The sequence below is a fragment of the Kitasatospora sp. NPDC059160 genome (assembly GCF_042755465.1).
Taxonomy (GTDB): domain Bacteria; phylum Actinomycetota; class Actinomycetes; order Streptomycetales; family Streptomycetaceae; genus Kitasatospora.
Genome location: NZ_JBHZCN010000058.1, coordinates 19,979 through 34,173, shown reverse-complemented (window position 1 = coordinate 34,173; position 14,195 = coordinate 19,979). Strand labels below are relative to the sequence as shown.

Sequence of the window (14,195 nt, the reverse complement as noted above, 5' to 3'; positions counted from 1 at the left end):
CAGGAATGCGATTTCGCGCGGAGGACCCGCGCGGCGGCGGACGCCGTCGCGGTCCGGGTCCGGAGTTCCGGGGGATGCCCGGAGAGGGCCCCGGCGGCTTCGAGGGGCGGGCGGCCTTCGGCGGCTTCGGCCCGCCGTTCGGCGGCGGCGGCCCCGGCCGGCCGATGGGCGGCCCGTTCGGGCACGGCTTCGGCGGCCACGGCGGCCGGCGCGGCGGCCCGCACGGGCGGCGCGGCGGCCGGGCCCGGCGCGGCGACGTCCGGGCCTCGCTGCTGGCGCTGCTCAAGGAGCGGCCGATGCACGGCTACGAGATGATCGCCGAGATCGCCGAGCGGACCAACGGGGCCTGGCGGCCCAGCCCCGGCTCGATCTACCCGAACCTCCAGCTGCTGGAGGAGGAGGGCCTGATCACGGCGGAGGAGGTCGGCGGCAAGCGGCTGGTCTCGCTCACCGAGCGGGGCCGCGCCGAGGCCGAGGCCGGCCCGGCGGAGCCGTGGGCCGAGGCCGGCCGGGAGGTCGACTGGGAGGCCGTCCAGGAGGTCGGCCAGGCGCTCGTCGCGGTCGAGCAGGCGGTCCAGCAGGTCATGCGCACCGGCACCGAGGCGCAGCGCGCCAAGGGCCTGGCGGTGCTGACCGAGGCCCGCAAGAAGCTGTACCTCGTCCTCGCCGAGGATGACTGACCGGTGCGGGGGCCGGTCCCGGCGCAGGCCGGTGGCCCGGGCGGTGCCGCCGCTCAGGGGCGGACCAGGAACAGGCCCACGCAGGCGAGCAGCAGCACCGCCCAGCCGAACCAGAGCCAGCCGTCGGGCCCGATCGTGACGCTGTAGAGGCAGACCACCAGCAGCAGGGCACCCGTCACCCAGGCGACCTGCCGGTTGTGGTGGGCGGCAGCCCGCGCGCGGCTCCTGCCGTGCCGTTCGGGGTGCGGAACCGTCCTGGCCATGCCGACCTCCCGGGGAGGGCGAAGGGGGAACGGGCGGCCGGTCAGTCCGCGGGTCCGGTGGGGCCGGCCGGCTCCGTCGGTCCGGTCGCCTCCGCGGACCCGGTGGGCCCGGCGCCGGTGGAGGCCGCCTCGTCGTACTCGTAGCGCCAGAACCAGCTGAGCCCCCGCACCTGCTTGCTCCGGACGTACACCAGTGTGCGCGCGGGGGAGTCGCCCTGCGCGGGGACCGGGACCTTGTACTTCTTGGGCACGCCCAGCATCGGCCCCAGCGGGATCGGCAGGACCGTCCCGTCCAGGGGCCCGCCGACGAATTCGGTGTCCGCGCTCTTCACCCCTCCAGGGTCTCACCTCCACGGGGTGGCCACGCCGGGAGCACCCGGGAGCGGAGGCACGGTGACGGCCGGGTGCCCGGAGTGTGGCCCTCGTGGCCGGGGTGTGACCGGAGAGGCACCGCCCCCGGTCATCCGCAGGCCCCGCGCACCCCTATCCTTTCCTGTACGCCCCCGGGGTCCACCCCGGGTCAGCGGGCCCCGTACGGGCCGGGCGAGGCGCGAGTCAGTGTGCCCTCCGGCCGTCACCGGCGCGGACAGCGTGCTGCCGCGACAGGCGTACCGAGACCCGGGCGTCGGCCGTCCGGTGACCCCGGCCGCGGTCGGCGGGGCGCGGACAGCAGGGCCGAGCACCGCCCCGGGAAGCAGCGGGGGATGCCGCGCGTTGCGTCCGAGTGGTACGTCGAACGCTGTGTCGCACCAGGCACGGCAGTTGCGCGGAAGGGGCACGATGGAAGCCGGCAGCAGGTGGACGACCTGGTGGCAGAAGCGTGACCGTGAGCGGGCCCGCCCGGGAGGCGCGGACCCGGCCGCCAGACTGGAACAGCTGCTCGGCGCCGTGCGCGCCGGATTCCCGCTCGCACCCGCCGCCCACCCGGCCGGCTACCGCTGTTCCTGCGACCGGGTGGCCTGTCCGGCCCCGGCCCGGCACCCGGTCTCCTTCGCCTGGCAGACCCAGGCCACCACCGACCCCGAGCAGCTCTCCCGCTGGCTCTCCCGCGACCCCCAGGCCAACTTCGTCACCGCCACCGGCCGGGTGCACGACGTCCTGGACGTCCCCGCCGAGGCCGGCCGGCTCGCCCTGGAGCGGCTGACCGCGCTGGGCGTCGAGGGCCCGGTCGCCGCCGTCGGCGAGGACCGCTACCTCTTCTTCACCGCCACCCGCGGCACCCCCCAGGACGAGGACGAGTGGTGGGACAGTGCCCTCGACTCCACCCCGGACACCGTGTCCGAGCACCCCGGCCTGCGCTGGCACTGCCGCGGCTCGTACACCCTGCTCCCGCCCGCCGCGCTGCCGGACGGCTCCGAGGTGCGGTGGCTGCGCGGGCCCGAACTGCCGCTGCCGGACCCGCTGCGCGTCCTGGACGTGCTCACCGACGCCTGCACCGAGGTGGGCGCCGTCGCCGAGGAGCAGTGGCTGATCGGCTGATCCGGCGCCCACCGGGTGGCACGGCTACGGCAGGGTGAGGATCTCCGCGCCGTCCGCCGTGACCACCAGGGTGTGCTCGAACTGGGCGGTGCGCTTGCGGTCCTTGGTGACGACCGTCCAGCCGTCCGGCCAGATCTCGTAGTCGTAGGTGCCCAGGGTGAGCATCGGCTCGATGGTGAACGTCATGCCGGGCTTGATGACCTCGGTGGCCCGCTCGCTGTCGTAGTGCGGGACGATCAGGCCGGAGTGGAACGACGTGTTGATGCCGTGTCCGGTGAAGTCCCGCACCACGCCGTAGTCGAAGCGCTTGGCGTAGGACTCGATGACCCGTCCGATGACGTTGATCTGACGGCCCGGCTTGACCGCCTTGATCGCCCGGTTCAGCGACTCCCGGGTGCGCTCGACCAGCAGCCGGGACTCCTCGTCCACGTCGCCGACCAGGTAGGTGGCGTTGAGGTCGCCGTGCACGCCGTGGATGTAGGCGGTGGCGTCGATGTTGACGATGTCGCCGTCCTGCAGCACGGTCGAGTCCGGGATGCCGTGGCAGATCACCTCGTTGACGGAGGTGCAGACGGACTTGGGGAAGCCGCGGTACCCGAGGTCGGACGGGTAGGCGTCGTGGTCGCACATGTACGCGTGGGCGACGGCGTCCAGCGCGTCGGTGGTGACGCCGGGGGCGATCAGCTTCGCCGCCTCTTCCATGGCCCGGGCCGCGATCCCGCCCGCGATCCGCATCTTCTCGATCGTCTCGGCGGTCTGCACCTCGGGCCCGGTGTACGGCGTCGGGGCGGGCTTCCCGACGTACTCGGGGCGCGCGATGTGCGCCGGGACCTTGCGGGTGGGGGACTGGATGCCGGGTACGAGAGCCATGCCGGCGAGTCTAGTCGCCGCCCCCGCCGCCACCCGGCGGTTCCCGCGCGGTGTGCACGGCGGCCCCGCCCGGGGAATGATCGGTACCGACCCCCATGTCTGGACGGGAGAACGCGATGCCCCTCGGATTCCACCGCAAGCCGACCGGCCGACCCGGCGAATGGTTCTACTGCATCAAGCACGCCAAGGTCGAGGAGGGCCCCGAGTGCCCCGCGAAGGACCGCCTCGGCCCCTACGCCACCCGCGAGGAGGCCGCCCACGCCCTGGACATCGCGAACGAACGCAACCGCGAGTGGCAGAACGACCCGCGCTGGGACGACCGCCCCAAGGACGGCGGGGCGCAATAGCCCGGCCGCTCCGGGGCGGTCAGGCCGGGGCGGGGGTGTCGAGGGCGTTGCGTTCGTGTTCGGCGCGGACGGCGGCGGTGTGCGGGTCGGTGCGGTCGTCGTAGGCGAGCAGGCGGGGGAGGGCGGCGGCGAGGGCGAGGACGCCGGCGACGCAGGCCAGGCCCCCGGTCCAGACGGCGGCGCGGACGCCGATCAGGCCGGCCATGGTGCCGGCCCGGACCTGGCCGAGCTGGGGCCCGACGGAGTAGCTGAGCAGCTCGACGCCGGCCATCCGGCCGCGTACCTCGTCCGGGATGGACTGGTTCCACATGGTGGAGCGGGCGATCCCGCTGATCTCGTCCGCGCCACCGGCCAGGGCCAGCCCGAGCAGTACCACCCAGACGCTGCCGGACAGTCCGGCCAGCGTCATGGCCGCGCCCCAGCCGACCGCGGCGGCCACCAGCAGCCGTCCGTGCCGGTGCACCCGGGACGTCCAGCCGCTGGTCGCACCGACCAGCAGGCCGCCGACGGCGGCGGCGGCGTACATCGGGCCGAGCGCCCAGTCCGCGCCCAAGTCCGAGGCCAGGAACGGGAAGACGGCCACCGGGAAGGCGAACAGCATGGCGCACAGGTCGATCGCGTAGGTGCCGAGCAGGTCCTTGCGGCTCCACGCGTACCGCACGCCGGTGAGCACCGCCCGGATCGACGGGCGCTCGGCGCCGGTGGCCGGCGGCACCGCCCTGATCCGGACGAGCAGCAGCAGCGAGACCGCGAAGGTCAGCACGTCCAGCGCGTACGCGGTCTGCACCCCGGACACCGCCACCACGACACCGGCCAGCGCCGGACCGGCCACCGAAGCGACGTTGTGGTAGAGCGACTTGAGGGCGAAGGCGGCCGACAGGTGCTGGTGCGCGACCACCCGCGGCAGCAGCGAGTCCAGCGCCGGGCGCTGGAGCCCGTCGCAGGCCGCGACCAGGGCGGCGACCAGGTAGATCGGCCAGAGCACCGGGTGCGGCAGCAGGGCGTTGAGCAGCAGCAGCCCGGCGAGCAGCCCGAGCGCGGCCTCGGAGCGCAGCACCAGCCTGCGGCGGTCCAGGGCGTCGGCGAGGGCGCCGCCCCAGAGGCCGAAGACGATCAGCGGAACGAGTTCGACGGCGCCGATCAGGCCCACCGCGAAGGAGGAGTCGGTGAGTTCCTTGATCTGCATCGGAACGGCGACGTACGTCAGGAAGCTGCCGAAGCTGGTGACGCAGCCGCTCGTCCACAGGTAGCGGAAGTCGCGGGAGGCGCGCCACGGGGACAGGTCGGGCGCCAGCGAGCGCAGCAGGGCGCGCGCCCGACTGACGGGCGGTGGTTCGTCGTCGTTCACGAACGACCATCCTCGGACGGTCGGTTCCCGGCCCGCAACGGATTTATCACCAGCGCGTGAACGCCGGCGGTGAGGTGAGCCGGCCGGCGAGGTCGGCCAGCCGGTCCAGGGCGGAGCGGCGGCCGACCGGCTGTCCTGCGGCGGCACTGACCAGGTGCTGCGCCAGGTCGAAGGGCTCCTCGGCGGCGGTGCCGACGGCGAGCCGCTCGTGCGCGAGACCCGCGAGGTCGGCGAGACCCGCGCGGTCGGCGAGGTCGGTGGGACCGGCCGGGGTGGTGGGGTCGGCGCCCTCCAGGGCCAGGACGGTCGCGCCCTGCCGGCGGGCGTCCTGCACCCGCTCCAGCAGCGGGGCACCGGCCGCGCCGGGGGCCACCACCAGCACGGTGGCGCCGCGCCCGGCCTCGGCGAGCCGCCGCAGACCGTGCGCCAGGTGGGCCGGGGCGGCGGCGGGCGGTGCGTGCCGCAGCAGAGTGGGCGCCAGCCGGGGGACGGCCGACCAGGCGGCCTCGTCCTCCAGGTGGGCGGCCAGGTGCCAGGGCTCGTACGCCTCGGTGCCGACCAGCAGCAGCGCACCGGCCCCGCGCCGGTCCACCGAGCGCCGCAGCGCACCGGCGAAGCCGCCGACCGCCTCCAACCAGCCGGTGCCCGTGAGTCGTTCACGAAGTGCCGAAACTCTCACTGCGTCCATGCGGGCCAGGATGTCGCGCCGGGCCCGCGGTTTGGGAAGATCGGCCCATGACTTCCCTCGATTCAGCGACAAACCCGGCCCACGAGCTGCCGGACGTCTCGCAGTTGGTGGTCGGTGTCCTCGGCGGCACCGGCGACCAGGGACGCGGCCTGGCCCTGCGGCTGGCCAAGGCCGGCCAGCAGGTGATCATCGGCTCCCGCGACGCCGCCCGGGCCGAGGCCTCGGCCGCCGAGCTGGGCCTCGGCGTGCGCGGTGCCGACAACGCCACCGTCGCCCGGGAGAGCGACGTGGTGATCATCGCGGTCCCGTGGGACGGCCACGCCGCCACCCTGACCGCGCTGCGCGAGGACCTCGCCGGAAAGATCGTCGTCGACTGCGTCAACCCGCTCGGCTTCGACAAGCAGGGCGCCTACGCGCTCAAGCCGGAGGAGGGCAGCGCCGCCCAGCAGGCCGCCGCCCTGCTGCCGGACTCCCGGGTCACCGCAGCCTTCCACCACCTCTCGGCGGTGCTGCTCCAGGACGAGTCGGTGGAGCGGATCGACACCGACGTCATGGTGCTCGGCGACGAGCGGGCCGCCACCGACGTCGTGCAGGCCCTGGCGGGCCGGATCCCCGGCATGCGCGGCGTCTTCGCGGGCCGGCTGCGCAACGCCCACCAGGTGGAGGCGCTGGTGGCGAACCTGATCTCGGTCAACCGCCGCTACAAGGCCCACGCGGGCCTGCGGATCACCGACGTGTAGCAGTCGGAGGTTCGTGTCGACCTCACCCCTGGACCCGCTCCGGAGGTGAGGTCGGCGACAATGGGTGGCGGCCGACCCCGGCCGTCCGCACCCGGTCCTAGGAGCTCCGCGCCATGCCTCGCACGTCCCTCTTCGCCCTGCTCGTCGTCGTCCTCGCGCTGGCGGCCGCCGTGGTCTCGATGGTCGAGGGCTTCTGGATCGGGCTGATCTGGCTCCCGCTGGCCGGTGTGGCGAGCAACGTGCTGTGGCTGAACCGGCGCAAGGCGAAGATCGCCGAGGCGGCGGCCGAGCAGGGCTGAGCGGCCGCCGACCTCACCAGCGCCCCCGGGGCGCTCAGCTCTCCCAGAAGCGGAACAGCAGCTGCCCGTAGGCCGCGAAGTTGTCGTCCGTCACGCCGAACAGGTGCATCACCGCGAACACGGCGTCGAAGAGCAGGCTCCGCACCTGGGGCTGCCACATCAGGGCGAACACCGCGAGCAGCCCGTACGGCGCGAACGGCTCCACCGCGCGCCGGGTCTTGTACGACAGCCAGGGCTCGACGATGCCGTAGCCGTCCAGGCCGGGGATCGGCAGCAGGTTGAGGATCGCGGCGCTGACCTGGAGCAGGCCGAGGAAGGCGAAAGCGCAGGCCAGCGGGGTGTAGCGCCACGGCCAGTCGACGCCGTGCCACTCCATCGAGAAGCCCGGGTTGTCCAGCCACCCGGCGCCGACCGGGATCAGCAGGGCCGCCCCGATCACCAGGTTCACCAGCGGGCCGGCCGCCGAGATCAGGCTGTGCTTGAGCCGGCCCTGGATCCGGCTGCGCTCGATCCAGACCGAGCCGCCGGGCAGGCCGATGCCGCCGAGGATCACGAAGATGATCGGCAGCACGAAGCTGAGCAGGATGTTGGCGTACTTCAGCGGGTTGAGCGTGAGGTAGCCCTTGGCGCCGACGGTGATGTCGCCGCCGTGCAGGGCGGTGCGGGCGTGGGCGTACTCGTGCAGGCAGAGCGAGACCATCCAGCCCGAGACCACGAACAGGAACACCCCGAACGAGGCGTTGCCGTAGCCGGAGTACACCGCCCAGGCGGAGGTGCCCAGGGTGGCGAGGAGCACCCAGAACACCGGACTGATCCGGCGGTCCTCGCTGCGGGAGCGCGGCGTGGCGGCGAAGGTCATCTGTGGGTGCTCCGTGGACAGAGGGAAGGGGGATACCGGCTGGGACCGATCATGCCGGGCGGGCCGGTGGCCGGACAAGCCGCCCAGGGTGAACGTCCGAGGGGAGGCGTCCGGTTCCGACGCGCCCCGGGGCCGGGGGAGGGGACGGCACAATTGTGCGGCCGCGCCGCCGTCCATCGACCAGAATGGTCCGGTGCACTACGGCATCCTCGGTACCACCACGGCCCACCACGACGACGGCACGCCGGTCCCGCTCGGCGGGGCCAGGCTGCGGGCGCTGCTCACCGCGCTGGCCCTGCGGCAGGGCCGGCCGGTCCCGGCCGACCTGCTGGTGGACGAGGTGTGGGACGCCGAGCCACCGCAGGACTCCTCCGCGGCCCTGCAGACCCTGGTCGGCCGGCTGCGCCGCACCATCGGCCGGGAGCGGGTCGGCTCCGGGCCGGCCGGGTACTGGCTGGCCGAGCCGGCCACCGACCTCGCCGACTTCCAGCGGCTGAGCACCGAGGGCCGGCACGCCCTCGACGCCGGTGACAGCGCGCTGGCCGCCGAGCGGCTGCGCGCCGCCCTGGCGCTGTGGCGCGGTCCCGCGCTGGCCGACCTGCCCGACCGCGCCGCCGCGGCAGCCCGGCTGGAGGCCCAGCGGGACGAGGCCCGCCGGCACCGGATAACCGCGGACCTCGGCCTGGGCCGGGCCGCCGAGCTGGTCGCCGAACTGGCCGAGCTGTGCGAACGGCAGCCGCTGGACGAGCCCTTGCAGCTGCTGATGCTGCGGGCGCTGCACGGGAGCGGCCGTACCGCCGAGGCGCTGCGCCACTACGAGCGCACCCGGCGCGCCCTGGCGGACGAGCTCGGCGTCGACCCCGGCCGTCAACTCCGGGACTACTACGCCGAGTTGCTCAGCTCGTCCGAGCCGACCCCGACCCCGACCCCGGCAGCGCCCCCGGTCGCCGCCCCGGTCCGACCGCACGAGCCGCAGCTCCTGGCCCCGGCGCCCCAACTCCCGCGCGCCACCGGGAACCTGCGCGGCCGGCTGACCAGCTTCGTCGGCCGGGAGGGCGATCTCACCGCCCTGCGCGGCCTGGTGGCGACGAGCCGGCTGGTCACCCTGACCGGTCCGGGCGGCTCCGGCAAGACCCGGCTGTCGGTCGAGGCCGGTCGCGCCGAACAGTCCGCCGGGCACTGGCCGGACGGCGTCTGGCTGGCCGAACTCGCCCCGCTGGAGAGCCCGGAGGCCGTTCCGGCCGCCGTGGTCTCCGCGCTCGGGATGCGCGAGATCGTGCTGCACGCCAGCAGCATGGTCGCCGAGGTGATGGAGAAGCGCGCCCAGGACCCGGTGCGCCGGCTGGTCGAGTACTGCGGCCAGCGCCGGATGCTGCTGGTCCTGGACAACTGTGAGCACCTGATCCAGGCCGCCGCCGATCTGGTGGACACGCTGCTCGCCGAGTGCCCCGGGCTGACCGTGGTCGCCACCAGCCGTGAGCCGCTCGGCGTCCCCGGGGAGACCGTCGTGCCGGTCGAGCCGCTGCCCGACCCGGTGGCGCTGCGGCTGCTCACCGAGCGGGCGGCGGCCGCCCGTCCGGGCTTCGACCCGCAGAGCGACCCGGAGGCCTGCGCCGAGATCTGCCGTCGGCTGGACGGCCTGCCGCTGGCCATCGAACTGGCCGCCGCCCGGCTGCGGGTGATGACGGCCCGGCAGATCGCCGACCGCCTGGACGGCCGCTTCGCCCTGCTCACGGCCGGCAGCCGCACCCTGCTGCCGCGCCAGCAGACGCTGCGCGCGGTGGTCGACTGGAGCTGGGAGCTGCTGGGCAAGCGGGAGCGGGCGGTGCTGCGCCGGCTCTCGGTGTTCGCGGGCGGCTGGCAGCTGGAGGACGCCGAGCCGATCTGCGCCGACGGCACCGAGGTGGTCGCCGTGGAGGTCGCCGACCTGCTGCTCTCCCTGGTCGACAAGTCCCTGCTGGTGGCCGATCTGGCCGACGACGGCGTCCAGCCGCGCTACCGGATGCTGGAGACCATCCACGAGTACGCCACCGAGCGGCTCGCCGAGTCCGCCGCCGAGCGCGACGCCACCGGCGCCCGCCACCTGGCGCACTTCCGCGCGCTGGTCGCCACCGCCGACCAGAACATCCACGGCCCGCGGCAGCTGCACTGGCTGACGGTGCTGGACCGGGAGCAGGACAACATCCGGGCGGCGCTGCGCCGGGCGATCGACCTCGCGGACGAGCAGCAGGCGCTGGTCATCGCCGTCGGCCTGGGCTGGTACTGGTCGCTGCGCGGCTACAGCCTGGAGGCCCGCGGCTGGTACACCGCGATCGCCGCGCTCGGCCCGGACCCGTTCGGCCCGGACGCCCCGGCGCCGGTGCCGCTGGAGCACAACGTGCTCTCGTACGACCTGCCGATGCCCGACGGGGTGGTCGAGGAGGCCCGCCGGCTGGTCGCGATGTTCCTGCTGCTCGGGATGTTCGAGGGGAACCTGGACATCCTGGGCGACGCCGGTGCGGTCCGGACGGCGGAGCGGCTGCTGGACACCTACACCACCGAGCTGCCGCAGGCCTACCGGTTCCCGGCGCTGATGCGGGTGTTCGCGGCCTTCCTGGCCGGCCGCCTGGAGCTGATGAAGAGCCTGCTGGACGACGCGGTCCGGGGCTGCGAGCTGTACGGCGACCCGTACGACCTGGCGTTCGCCCTCCAGGTCCGGGCCAGGATGCTGAACGACTGGCCGGACGGCGAGGAGCAGGGCGTCCGGGACGGTCTGCGCGCCCTGGAGCTGTTCGAGGAGGCCGGTGACCTCTGGGGGGTGTCCCAGGCGCTGGCGGTGCGCGGTGAGTCGCTGGCCATCCGGGGTGACTCCCGGGGCGCCGCCGACGCGTACGAGCGGGCGATCCGGCTGGCCGAGGAGCTGGGCGCGCCGCACGAGGTGCCGATGCTGCGGGTGAGCCTGGGCAGCGCCCTGCTGGAGCAGGACACGGAGCGCGGGGAGCGGATCGTCCGGGAGGCGCTGGCCGCCATCGACGGCACGGGCCTCAACGAGTCCACCACCGGTGCCCTGCTGATCGGCCACCTGACGCTCAGCGGCCTCCACGCCCAGCGCGGCGACTTCCAGCAGGCCCTGGACGGGCTGGACGCGCTGGAGGGGGTCGGCATGGGCGGCTTCATGCCGGGTGTCGTGGGCGGGCTGCTGGTCAGCACCCGGGGCTGGATCACGGCTCGGGCCGGGGATCCGGACGCGGGGCTCGCCCTGCTGTGCGAGGGTCGTCGGATGCTCCTCTCGGTGACCATGGCGGCCGGTTTCGCCGAGCAGATGACGGTCATGGTGGTGCCGGCCGTGATCGGCGTGCTGCGCTCCTTCGCGGAGCGGGACGGCGACCTGGAGCGGGCCCGGCGGGCGGTGGTGCTGCTCGGCGCGCACAAGGGGCTGAACGGTCCCAAGGGCGGCTACCTGGACAAGGTGGAGCGGGAGCGGTCGTCCGCCGCCCTGCGGGGGCTGCTGGGCGACGCCGCGTACGAGGCGGCGTACGCCGTGGGCGAGGCGATGGCTCCGGAGCAGACCCAGGCGATGCTGTCCGAGCTGCTCGCCTGAGACGCCCGGAGGGCGGTCGCCCGGTGCCCGTCCCCTGGTCACCGGCCGACCGCCCGTTCGTCCCGGGCGGCGTCCTGTCCACGGTCGCCGCCCGGCCCTCGTCCCCGGCCCGCTCAGGTCCGCTTGCGGAAGCGGGCCACCGCGAGCGGGGCGAAGATCGCGGTCGAGGCGGCGGACCAGATCAGCACGATCATCACCGGGTGGGCCACCGCCCCCTCCCCGTTGAGCAGCGCACGGGAGGCGTCGGCCAGTGCGGACAGCGGGTTGACCTTGGTGAAGGCCTGGAGCCAGCCCGGCATGGTGCTGGTCGGGGCGAAGATCGAGCTGCCGAACTGCATCGGCATCAGGACCAGCATGGAGACGCCCTGGACGGCCTGGGCGCTCTTCATCGACATGCCCAGCAGCATCGAGATCCAGACGATCGACATGCCGAACACCAGCGACAGGCCGACCGCGGCCAGCAGCTCCGGAACGCCGGTCCTGAGCTCGAAGCCGAGGATGAAGGCGAAGGTCAGCAGGATCAGCGAGGAGAGCAGGGCCCGCAGCGTCTCCGCCACGATCTTGGAGAGCAGGACGGAGGCCCGGCCGATCGGCAGGGTCCGGAAGCGGTCCATCACCCCGCTCTGGAAGTCGGTGTTCAGGCCGGTGCCGACGGCCAGCGCCAGCGTCATGCCGGTCTGTCCGAGCAGCCCGGGGATCATGAACTGCTTGTACTTGTCCTGGTCGCCGCCCATCATGGCGCCGCCGAAGACGTAGACGAACAGCACGGTGAAGACGATCGGCATCAGCACGGCGTCGAACATCGACTCCGGGTCGGCCTTGATCCGCATCAGGTTGCGGCGGGTCAGTGCGCCGATGTGGCGCAGGGTGGCGGCCGGGCCGATCCGGGTCTCGTCGGCCGCCGGGTCCCGGAGCGCGGCGGGGGTGAGGGTGGCGGTGGTCATGCGACGGGCTCCTTGACGAGGGCGTCGGCGGCCGCGGCGGTCGCGTCGGCGGCGGGCTTGCCGGTGATGGCGAGGAAGACCTCGTCCAGGCTGGGGACCTTGGTGTCGATGCCGGCGATCGCGAAGCCGCGGCCGCCGAGCACCCCGATCACGGCGGTGAGCTGCTCCTCGCCGGTGAGCGGCACCGCGAGCAGGCCGTCGTCGGGGGAGAAGGTGGCGGAGGCGACGCCGTTCTCGTGCAGGCAGCGGGCCATCTCCGGCAGTTCGGCCGGGTGGGCGGGGCGGACCTGGAGGATCTGGCCGCCGACCTTGGCCTTGAGCTCGGCTACGCCGCCGGCGGCGATCACCTTGCCCCGGTCGATGACGGTCAGCTCGTCGGCGAGCTGCTCGGCCTCCTCCATGTACTGGGTGGTCAGCAGCACGGTGCTGCCCTCGGCGACCATCCGCTGCACCTCGTCCCAGACCTCGTTGCGGGTGCGCGGGTCCAGGCCGGTGGTGGGCTCGTCCAGGTAGAGCACCCGGGGGCGGCCCATCATGCTGGCGGCCAGGTCGAGGCGCCGGCGCATGCCGCCGGAGTAGGTCTTGGCGATCCGCTTGGCGGCGTCGGTGAGCGAGAAGCGCTCCAGCAGCTCGGCGGCCCGGGCCTTGGCCTCCCGGCTGGGGAGGTCGAGCAGCCGGCCGATCAGGTAGAGGTTCTCGTAGCCGGAGAGCAGCTCGTCCACGGAGGCGTACTGGCCGGTCAGGCCGATGGTGCGACGCAGTTGCTTGGGCTGGCGCAGGACGTCGTAGCCGCCGACGAACGCGCTGCCGGCGTCCGGCTTGATCAGCGTGGAGAGGACCCGCACCAGGGTGGTCTTGCCGGCGCCGTTGGGGCCGAGCAGGGCGAGGACGGTGCCTTCGCGGACGGTGAGGTCGACGCCGTCGAGGGCCTTGGTGGTGCCGAAGTGCTTGACGATGCCGTGGACCTCGACGGCGTTCCCGGCTGTTCCCCGCGTGTTCGGGGCGGTCGCGATTCCTGTCATGCCCCCAGGTTGTCCGCCCCGGCTGTCAGCCCCCTGTCGCCCGCCCGCCCCGGCTGTCAGCCCGCTGTCACGGCCCTCGGCCGCATGACAGCGCCCCTGCTCCGAGCGGCTCGGAGCAGGGGCGGGGGAGCCGTCCGTCAGTGGAAGCTGTGCTCCGCGGCCGGGAAGGCCCCGGTACGGACCTCCTCGGCGAACTCGCGGGCGGCGTCGCCGAGGACGCCGCGCAGGTTCGCGTACTTCTTGACGAACTTGGGCACCCGGCCCGCGGTCATGCCGGCCATGTCGGTCCAGACCAGCACCTGGGCGTCGGTCTCCGGGCCGCCGCCGATGCCGACGGTGGGGATCGCCAGCTGCTCGGTGACCTGGGCGGCCAGCTCGGCCGGGACGGCCTCCAGCACCACGGAGAAGGCGCCGGACTGCTGGACGGCCTTGGCGTCGCGGAGCAGCTGGTGGGCGGCCTCGTCGCCGCGGCCCTGGACGGGGTAGCCGCCGAGGGCGTGCACCGACTGCGGGGTGAGGCCGATGTGGGCCATCACCGGGACGCCGGCCTCGACCAGCAGCTCGATGGAGCGGGCGCTGCGCTCGCCGCCCTCCAGCTTGACCGCGCCGACCCCGGCCTCCTTCATCAGCCGGGCCGCGTTGTGCATGGCCTGGGCGGGCGACTCCTGGTAGGAGCCGAACGGCAGGTCGGCGACGATCATGGCGCGCTGGGTGCCGCGGACGACGGCGGCGGAGAGCATCACCATCTGATCCATGGTCACCGGCACGGTGGTCTCGTAGCCGAGGTGGCAGTTGCCGGCCGAGTCGCCGACGAGCAGGACGGGGATCCCGGCCTCGTCGAACACGCCCGCGGTGAGGGCGTCGTAGGCGGTGAGCATCGCCCACCTCTCGCCGCGCTGCTTGGCGGTGGCGAGGTCGCGGACGGTGACGCGGCGGTTGGTGACCCCGCCGTAGAGGCCGGCGGTCGACGCCTGGTTCTGGGCAGGCGAAGGCGAAGAAGCGTTCATCGAACGGACTCCTGAAGGGTTGTCGTCTCGTGGCGCCGTACGGCGTCCCCGGATCACCTCCATGCTTGC

At 74.0% G+C, this 14,195-nt stretch carries 15 protein-coding genes; 6 read left to right on the top strand and 9 right to left on the bottom strand.

Annotated features, from left to right (window positions below; genetic code table 11):
- Positions 1 to 5 precede the first annotated feature (5 nt).
- Positions 6 to 680 (top strand): PadR family transcriptional regulator, encoded by a 675-nt coding sequence (locus tag ACFXOZ_RS24180; RefSeq protein ID WP_380592572.1) that lies wholly within the window; start codon positions 6 to 8, stop codon positions 678 to 680.
- A gap of 53 nt (positions 681 to 733) precedes the next feature.
- Here the strand turns inward: ACFXOZ_RS24180 and ACFXOZ_RS24175 are convergent, their stop codons facing one another.
- Positions 734 to 943 carry a hypothetical protein gene (locus tag ACFXOZ_RS24175; RefSeq protein WP_375887998.1) on the bottom strand — a complete coding sequence of 70 codons (210 nt, stop codon included), beginning with the start codon at positions 941 to 943 and terminating at the stop codon, positions 734 to 736.
- A gap of 41 nt (positions 944 to 984) precedes the next feature.
- Positions 985 to 1,275, bottom strand: a complete 291-nt coding sequence (locus ACFXOZ_RS24170) for a hypothetical protein (RefSeq protein WP_380592570.1) — start codon at positions 1,273 to 1,275, stop codon at positions 985 to 987.
- Between the two features lie 448 nt (positions 1,276 to 1,723).
- On the opposite strand from ACFXOZ_RS24170, the gene ACFXOZ_RS24165 reads away from it, so the two are divergent.
- The gene (locus tag ACFXOZ_RS24165; RefSeq protein WP_375888002.1) at positions 1,724 to 2,422 is read left to right on the top strand and encodes a bifunctional DNA primase/polymerase; all 699 of its coding nucleotides are present in this window, start codon (positions 1,724 to 1,726) and stop codon (positions 2,420 to 2,422) included.
- Positions 2,423 to 2,446: 24 nt separating this feature from the next.
- Here ACFXOZ_RS24165 and map read toward each other — a convergent pair whose 3' ends face one another.
- Positions 2,447 to 3,292, bottom strand: a complete 846-nt coding sequence (gene map, locus ACFXOZ_RS24160) for a type I methionyl aminopeptidase (RefSeq protein ID WP_375888004.1) — start codon at positions 3,290 to 3,292, stop codon at positions 2,447 to 2,449.
- A 116-nt stretch (positions 3,293 to 3,408) separates the two neighbouring features.
- Between map and ACFXOZ_RS24155 the strand changes: the two genes are divergently transcribed.
- A complete protein-coding gene (locus ACFXOZ_RS24155) occupies positions 3,409 to 3,639 on the top strand; it encodes a hypothetical protein (RefSeq protein WP_375888007.1) in 231 nt (76 codons plus the stop codon).
- A 19-nt stretch (positions 3,640 to 3,658) separates the two neighbouring features.
- Here ACFXOZ_RS24155 and ACFXOZ_RS24150 read toward each other — a convergent pair whose 3' ends face one another.
- Both ACFXOZ_RS24150 and ACFXOZ_RS24145 read right to left on the bottom strand, forming a co-directional pair.
- Positions 3,659 to 4,987, bottom strand: coding sequence for an MFS transporter (locus ACFXOZ_RS24150; RefSeq protein WP_380592568.1), 1,329 nt, complete (start codon positions 4,985 to 4,987; stop codon positions 3,659 to 3,661).
- Between the two features lie 46 nt (positions 4,988 to 5,033).
- The gene (locus ACFXOZ_RS24145; RefSeq protein ID WP_380592566.1) at positions 5,034 to 5,675 is read right to left on the bottom strand and encodes a hypothetical protein; all 642 of its coding nucleotides are present in this window, start codon (positions 5,673 to 5,675) and stop codon (positions 5,034 to 5,036) included.
- Between the two features lie 47 nt (positions 5,676 to 5,722).
- Between ACFXOZ_RS24145 and npdG the strand changes: the two genes are divergently transcribed.
- Together npdG and ACFXOZ_RS24135 are read left to right on the top strand one after the other, a co-directional pair.
- Complete coding sequence (gene npdG / locus ACFXOZ_RS24140; protein ID WP_375892651.1) at positions 5,723 to 6,415, top strand: NADPH-dependent F420 reductase; 693 nt, start codon at positions 5,723 to 5,725, stop codon at positions 6,413 to 6,415.
- Between the two features lie 113 nt (positions 6,416 to 6,528).
- Complete coding sequence (locus ACFXOZ_RS24135) at positions 6,529 to 6,714, top strand: hypothetical protein (RefSeq protein WP_375892649.1); 186 nt, start codon at positions 6,529 to 6,531, stop codon at positions 6,712 to 6,714.
- Between the two features lie 34 nt (positions 6,715 to 6,748).
- Here ACFXOZ_RS24135 and ACFXOZ_RS24130 read toward each other — a convergent pair whose 3' ends face one another.
- The gene (locus tag ACFXOZ_RS24130; RefSeq protein WP_380527385.1) at positions 6,749 to 7,573 is read right to left on the bottom strand and encodes a site-2 protease family protein; all 825 of its coding nucleotides are present in this window, start codon (positions 7,571 to 7,573) and stop codon (positions 6,749 to 6,751) included.
- Positions 7,574 to 7,766: 193 nt separating this feature from the next.
- Here ACFXOZ_RS24130 and ACFXOZ_RS24125 point away from each other — a divergent pair, with 193 nt between their 5' ends.
- Complete coding sequence (locus tag ACFXOZ_RS24125) at positions 7,767 to 11,153, top strand: BTAD domain-containing putative transcriptional regulator (RefSeq protein WP_380592564.1); 3,387 nt, start codon at positions 7,767 to 7,769, stop codon at positions 11,151 to 11,153.
- 113 nt (positions 11,154 to 11,266) lie between these two features.
- Here the strand turns inward: ACFXOZ_RS24125 and ACFXOZ_RS24120 are convergent, their stop codons facing one another.
- From ACFXOZ_RS24120 to panB, 3 genes are all read right to left on the bottom strand, one after another.
- Positions 11,267 to 12,097 (bottom strand): ABC transporter permease, encoded by an 831-nt coding sequence (locus ACFXOZ_RS24120; protein WP_380527390.1) that lies wholly within the window; start codon positions 12,095 to 12,097, stop codon positions 11,267 to 11,269.
- A complete protein-coding gene (locus ACFXOZ_RS24115) occupies positions 12,094 to 13,119 on the bottom strand; it encodes an ATP-binding cassette domain-containing protein (RefSeq protein ID WP_375892642.1) in 1,026 nt (341 codons plus the stop codon). Before ACFXOZ_RS24115 ends, ACFXOZ_RS24120 begins: the two co-directional genes overlap by 4 nt.
- Before the next feature lie 137 nt (positions 13,120 to 13,256).
- The gene (gene panB, locus ACFXOZ_RS24110; protein WP_380527392.1) at positions 13,257 to 14,126 is read right to left on the bottom strand and encodes a 3-methyl-2-oxobutanoate hydroxymethyltransferase; all 870 of its coding nucleotides are present in this window, start codon (positions 14,124 to 14,126) and stop codon (positions 13,257 to 13,259) included.
- Positions 14,127 to 14,195 lie beyond the last annotated feature (69 nt).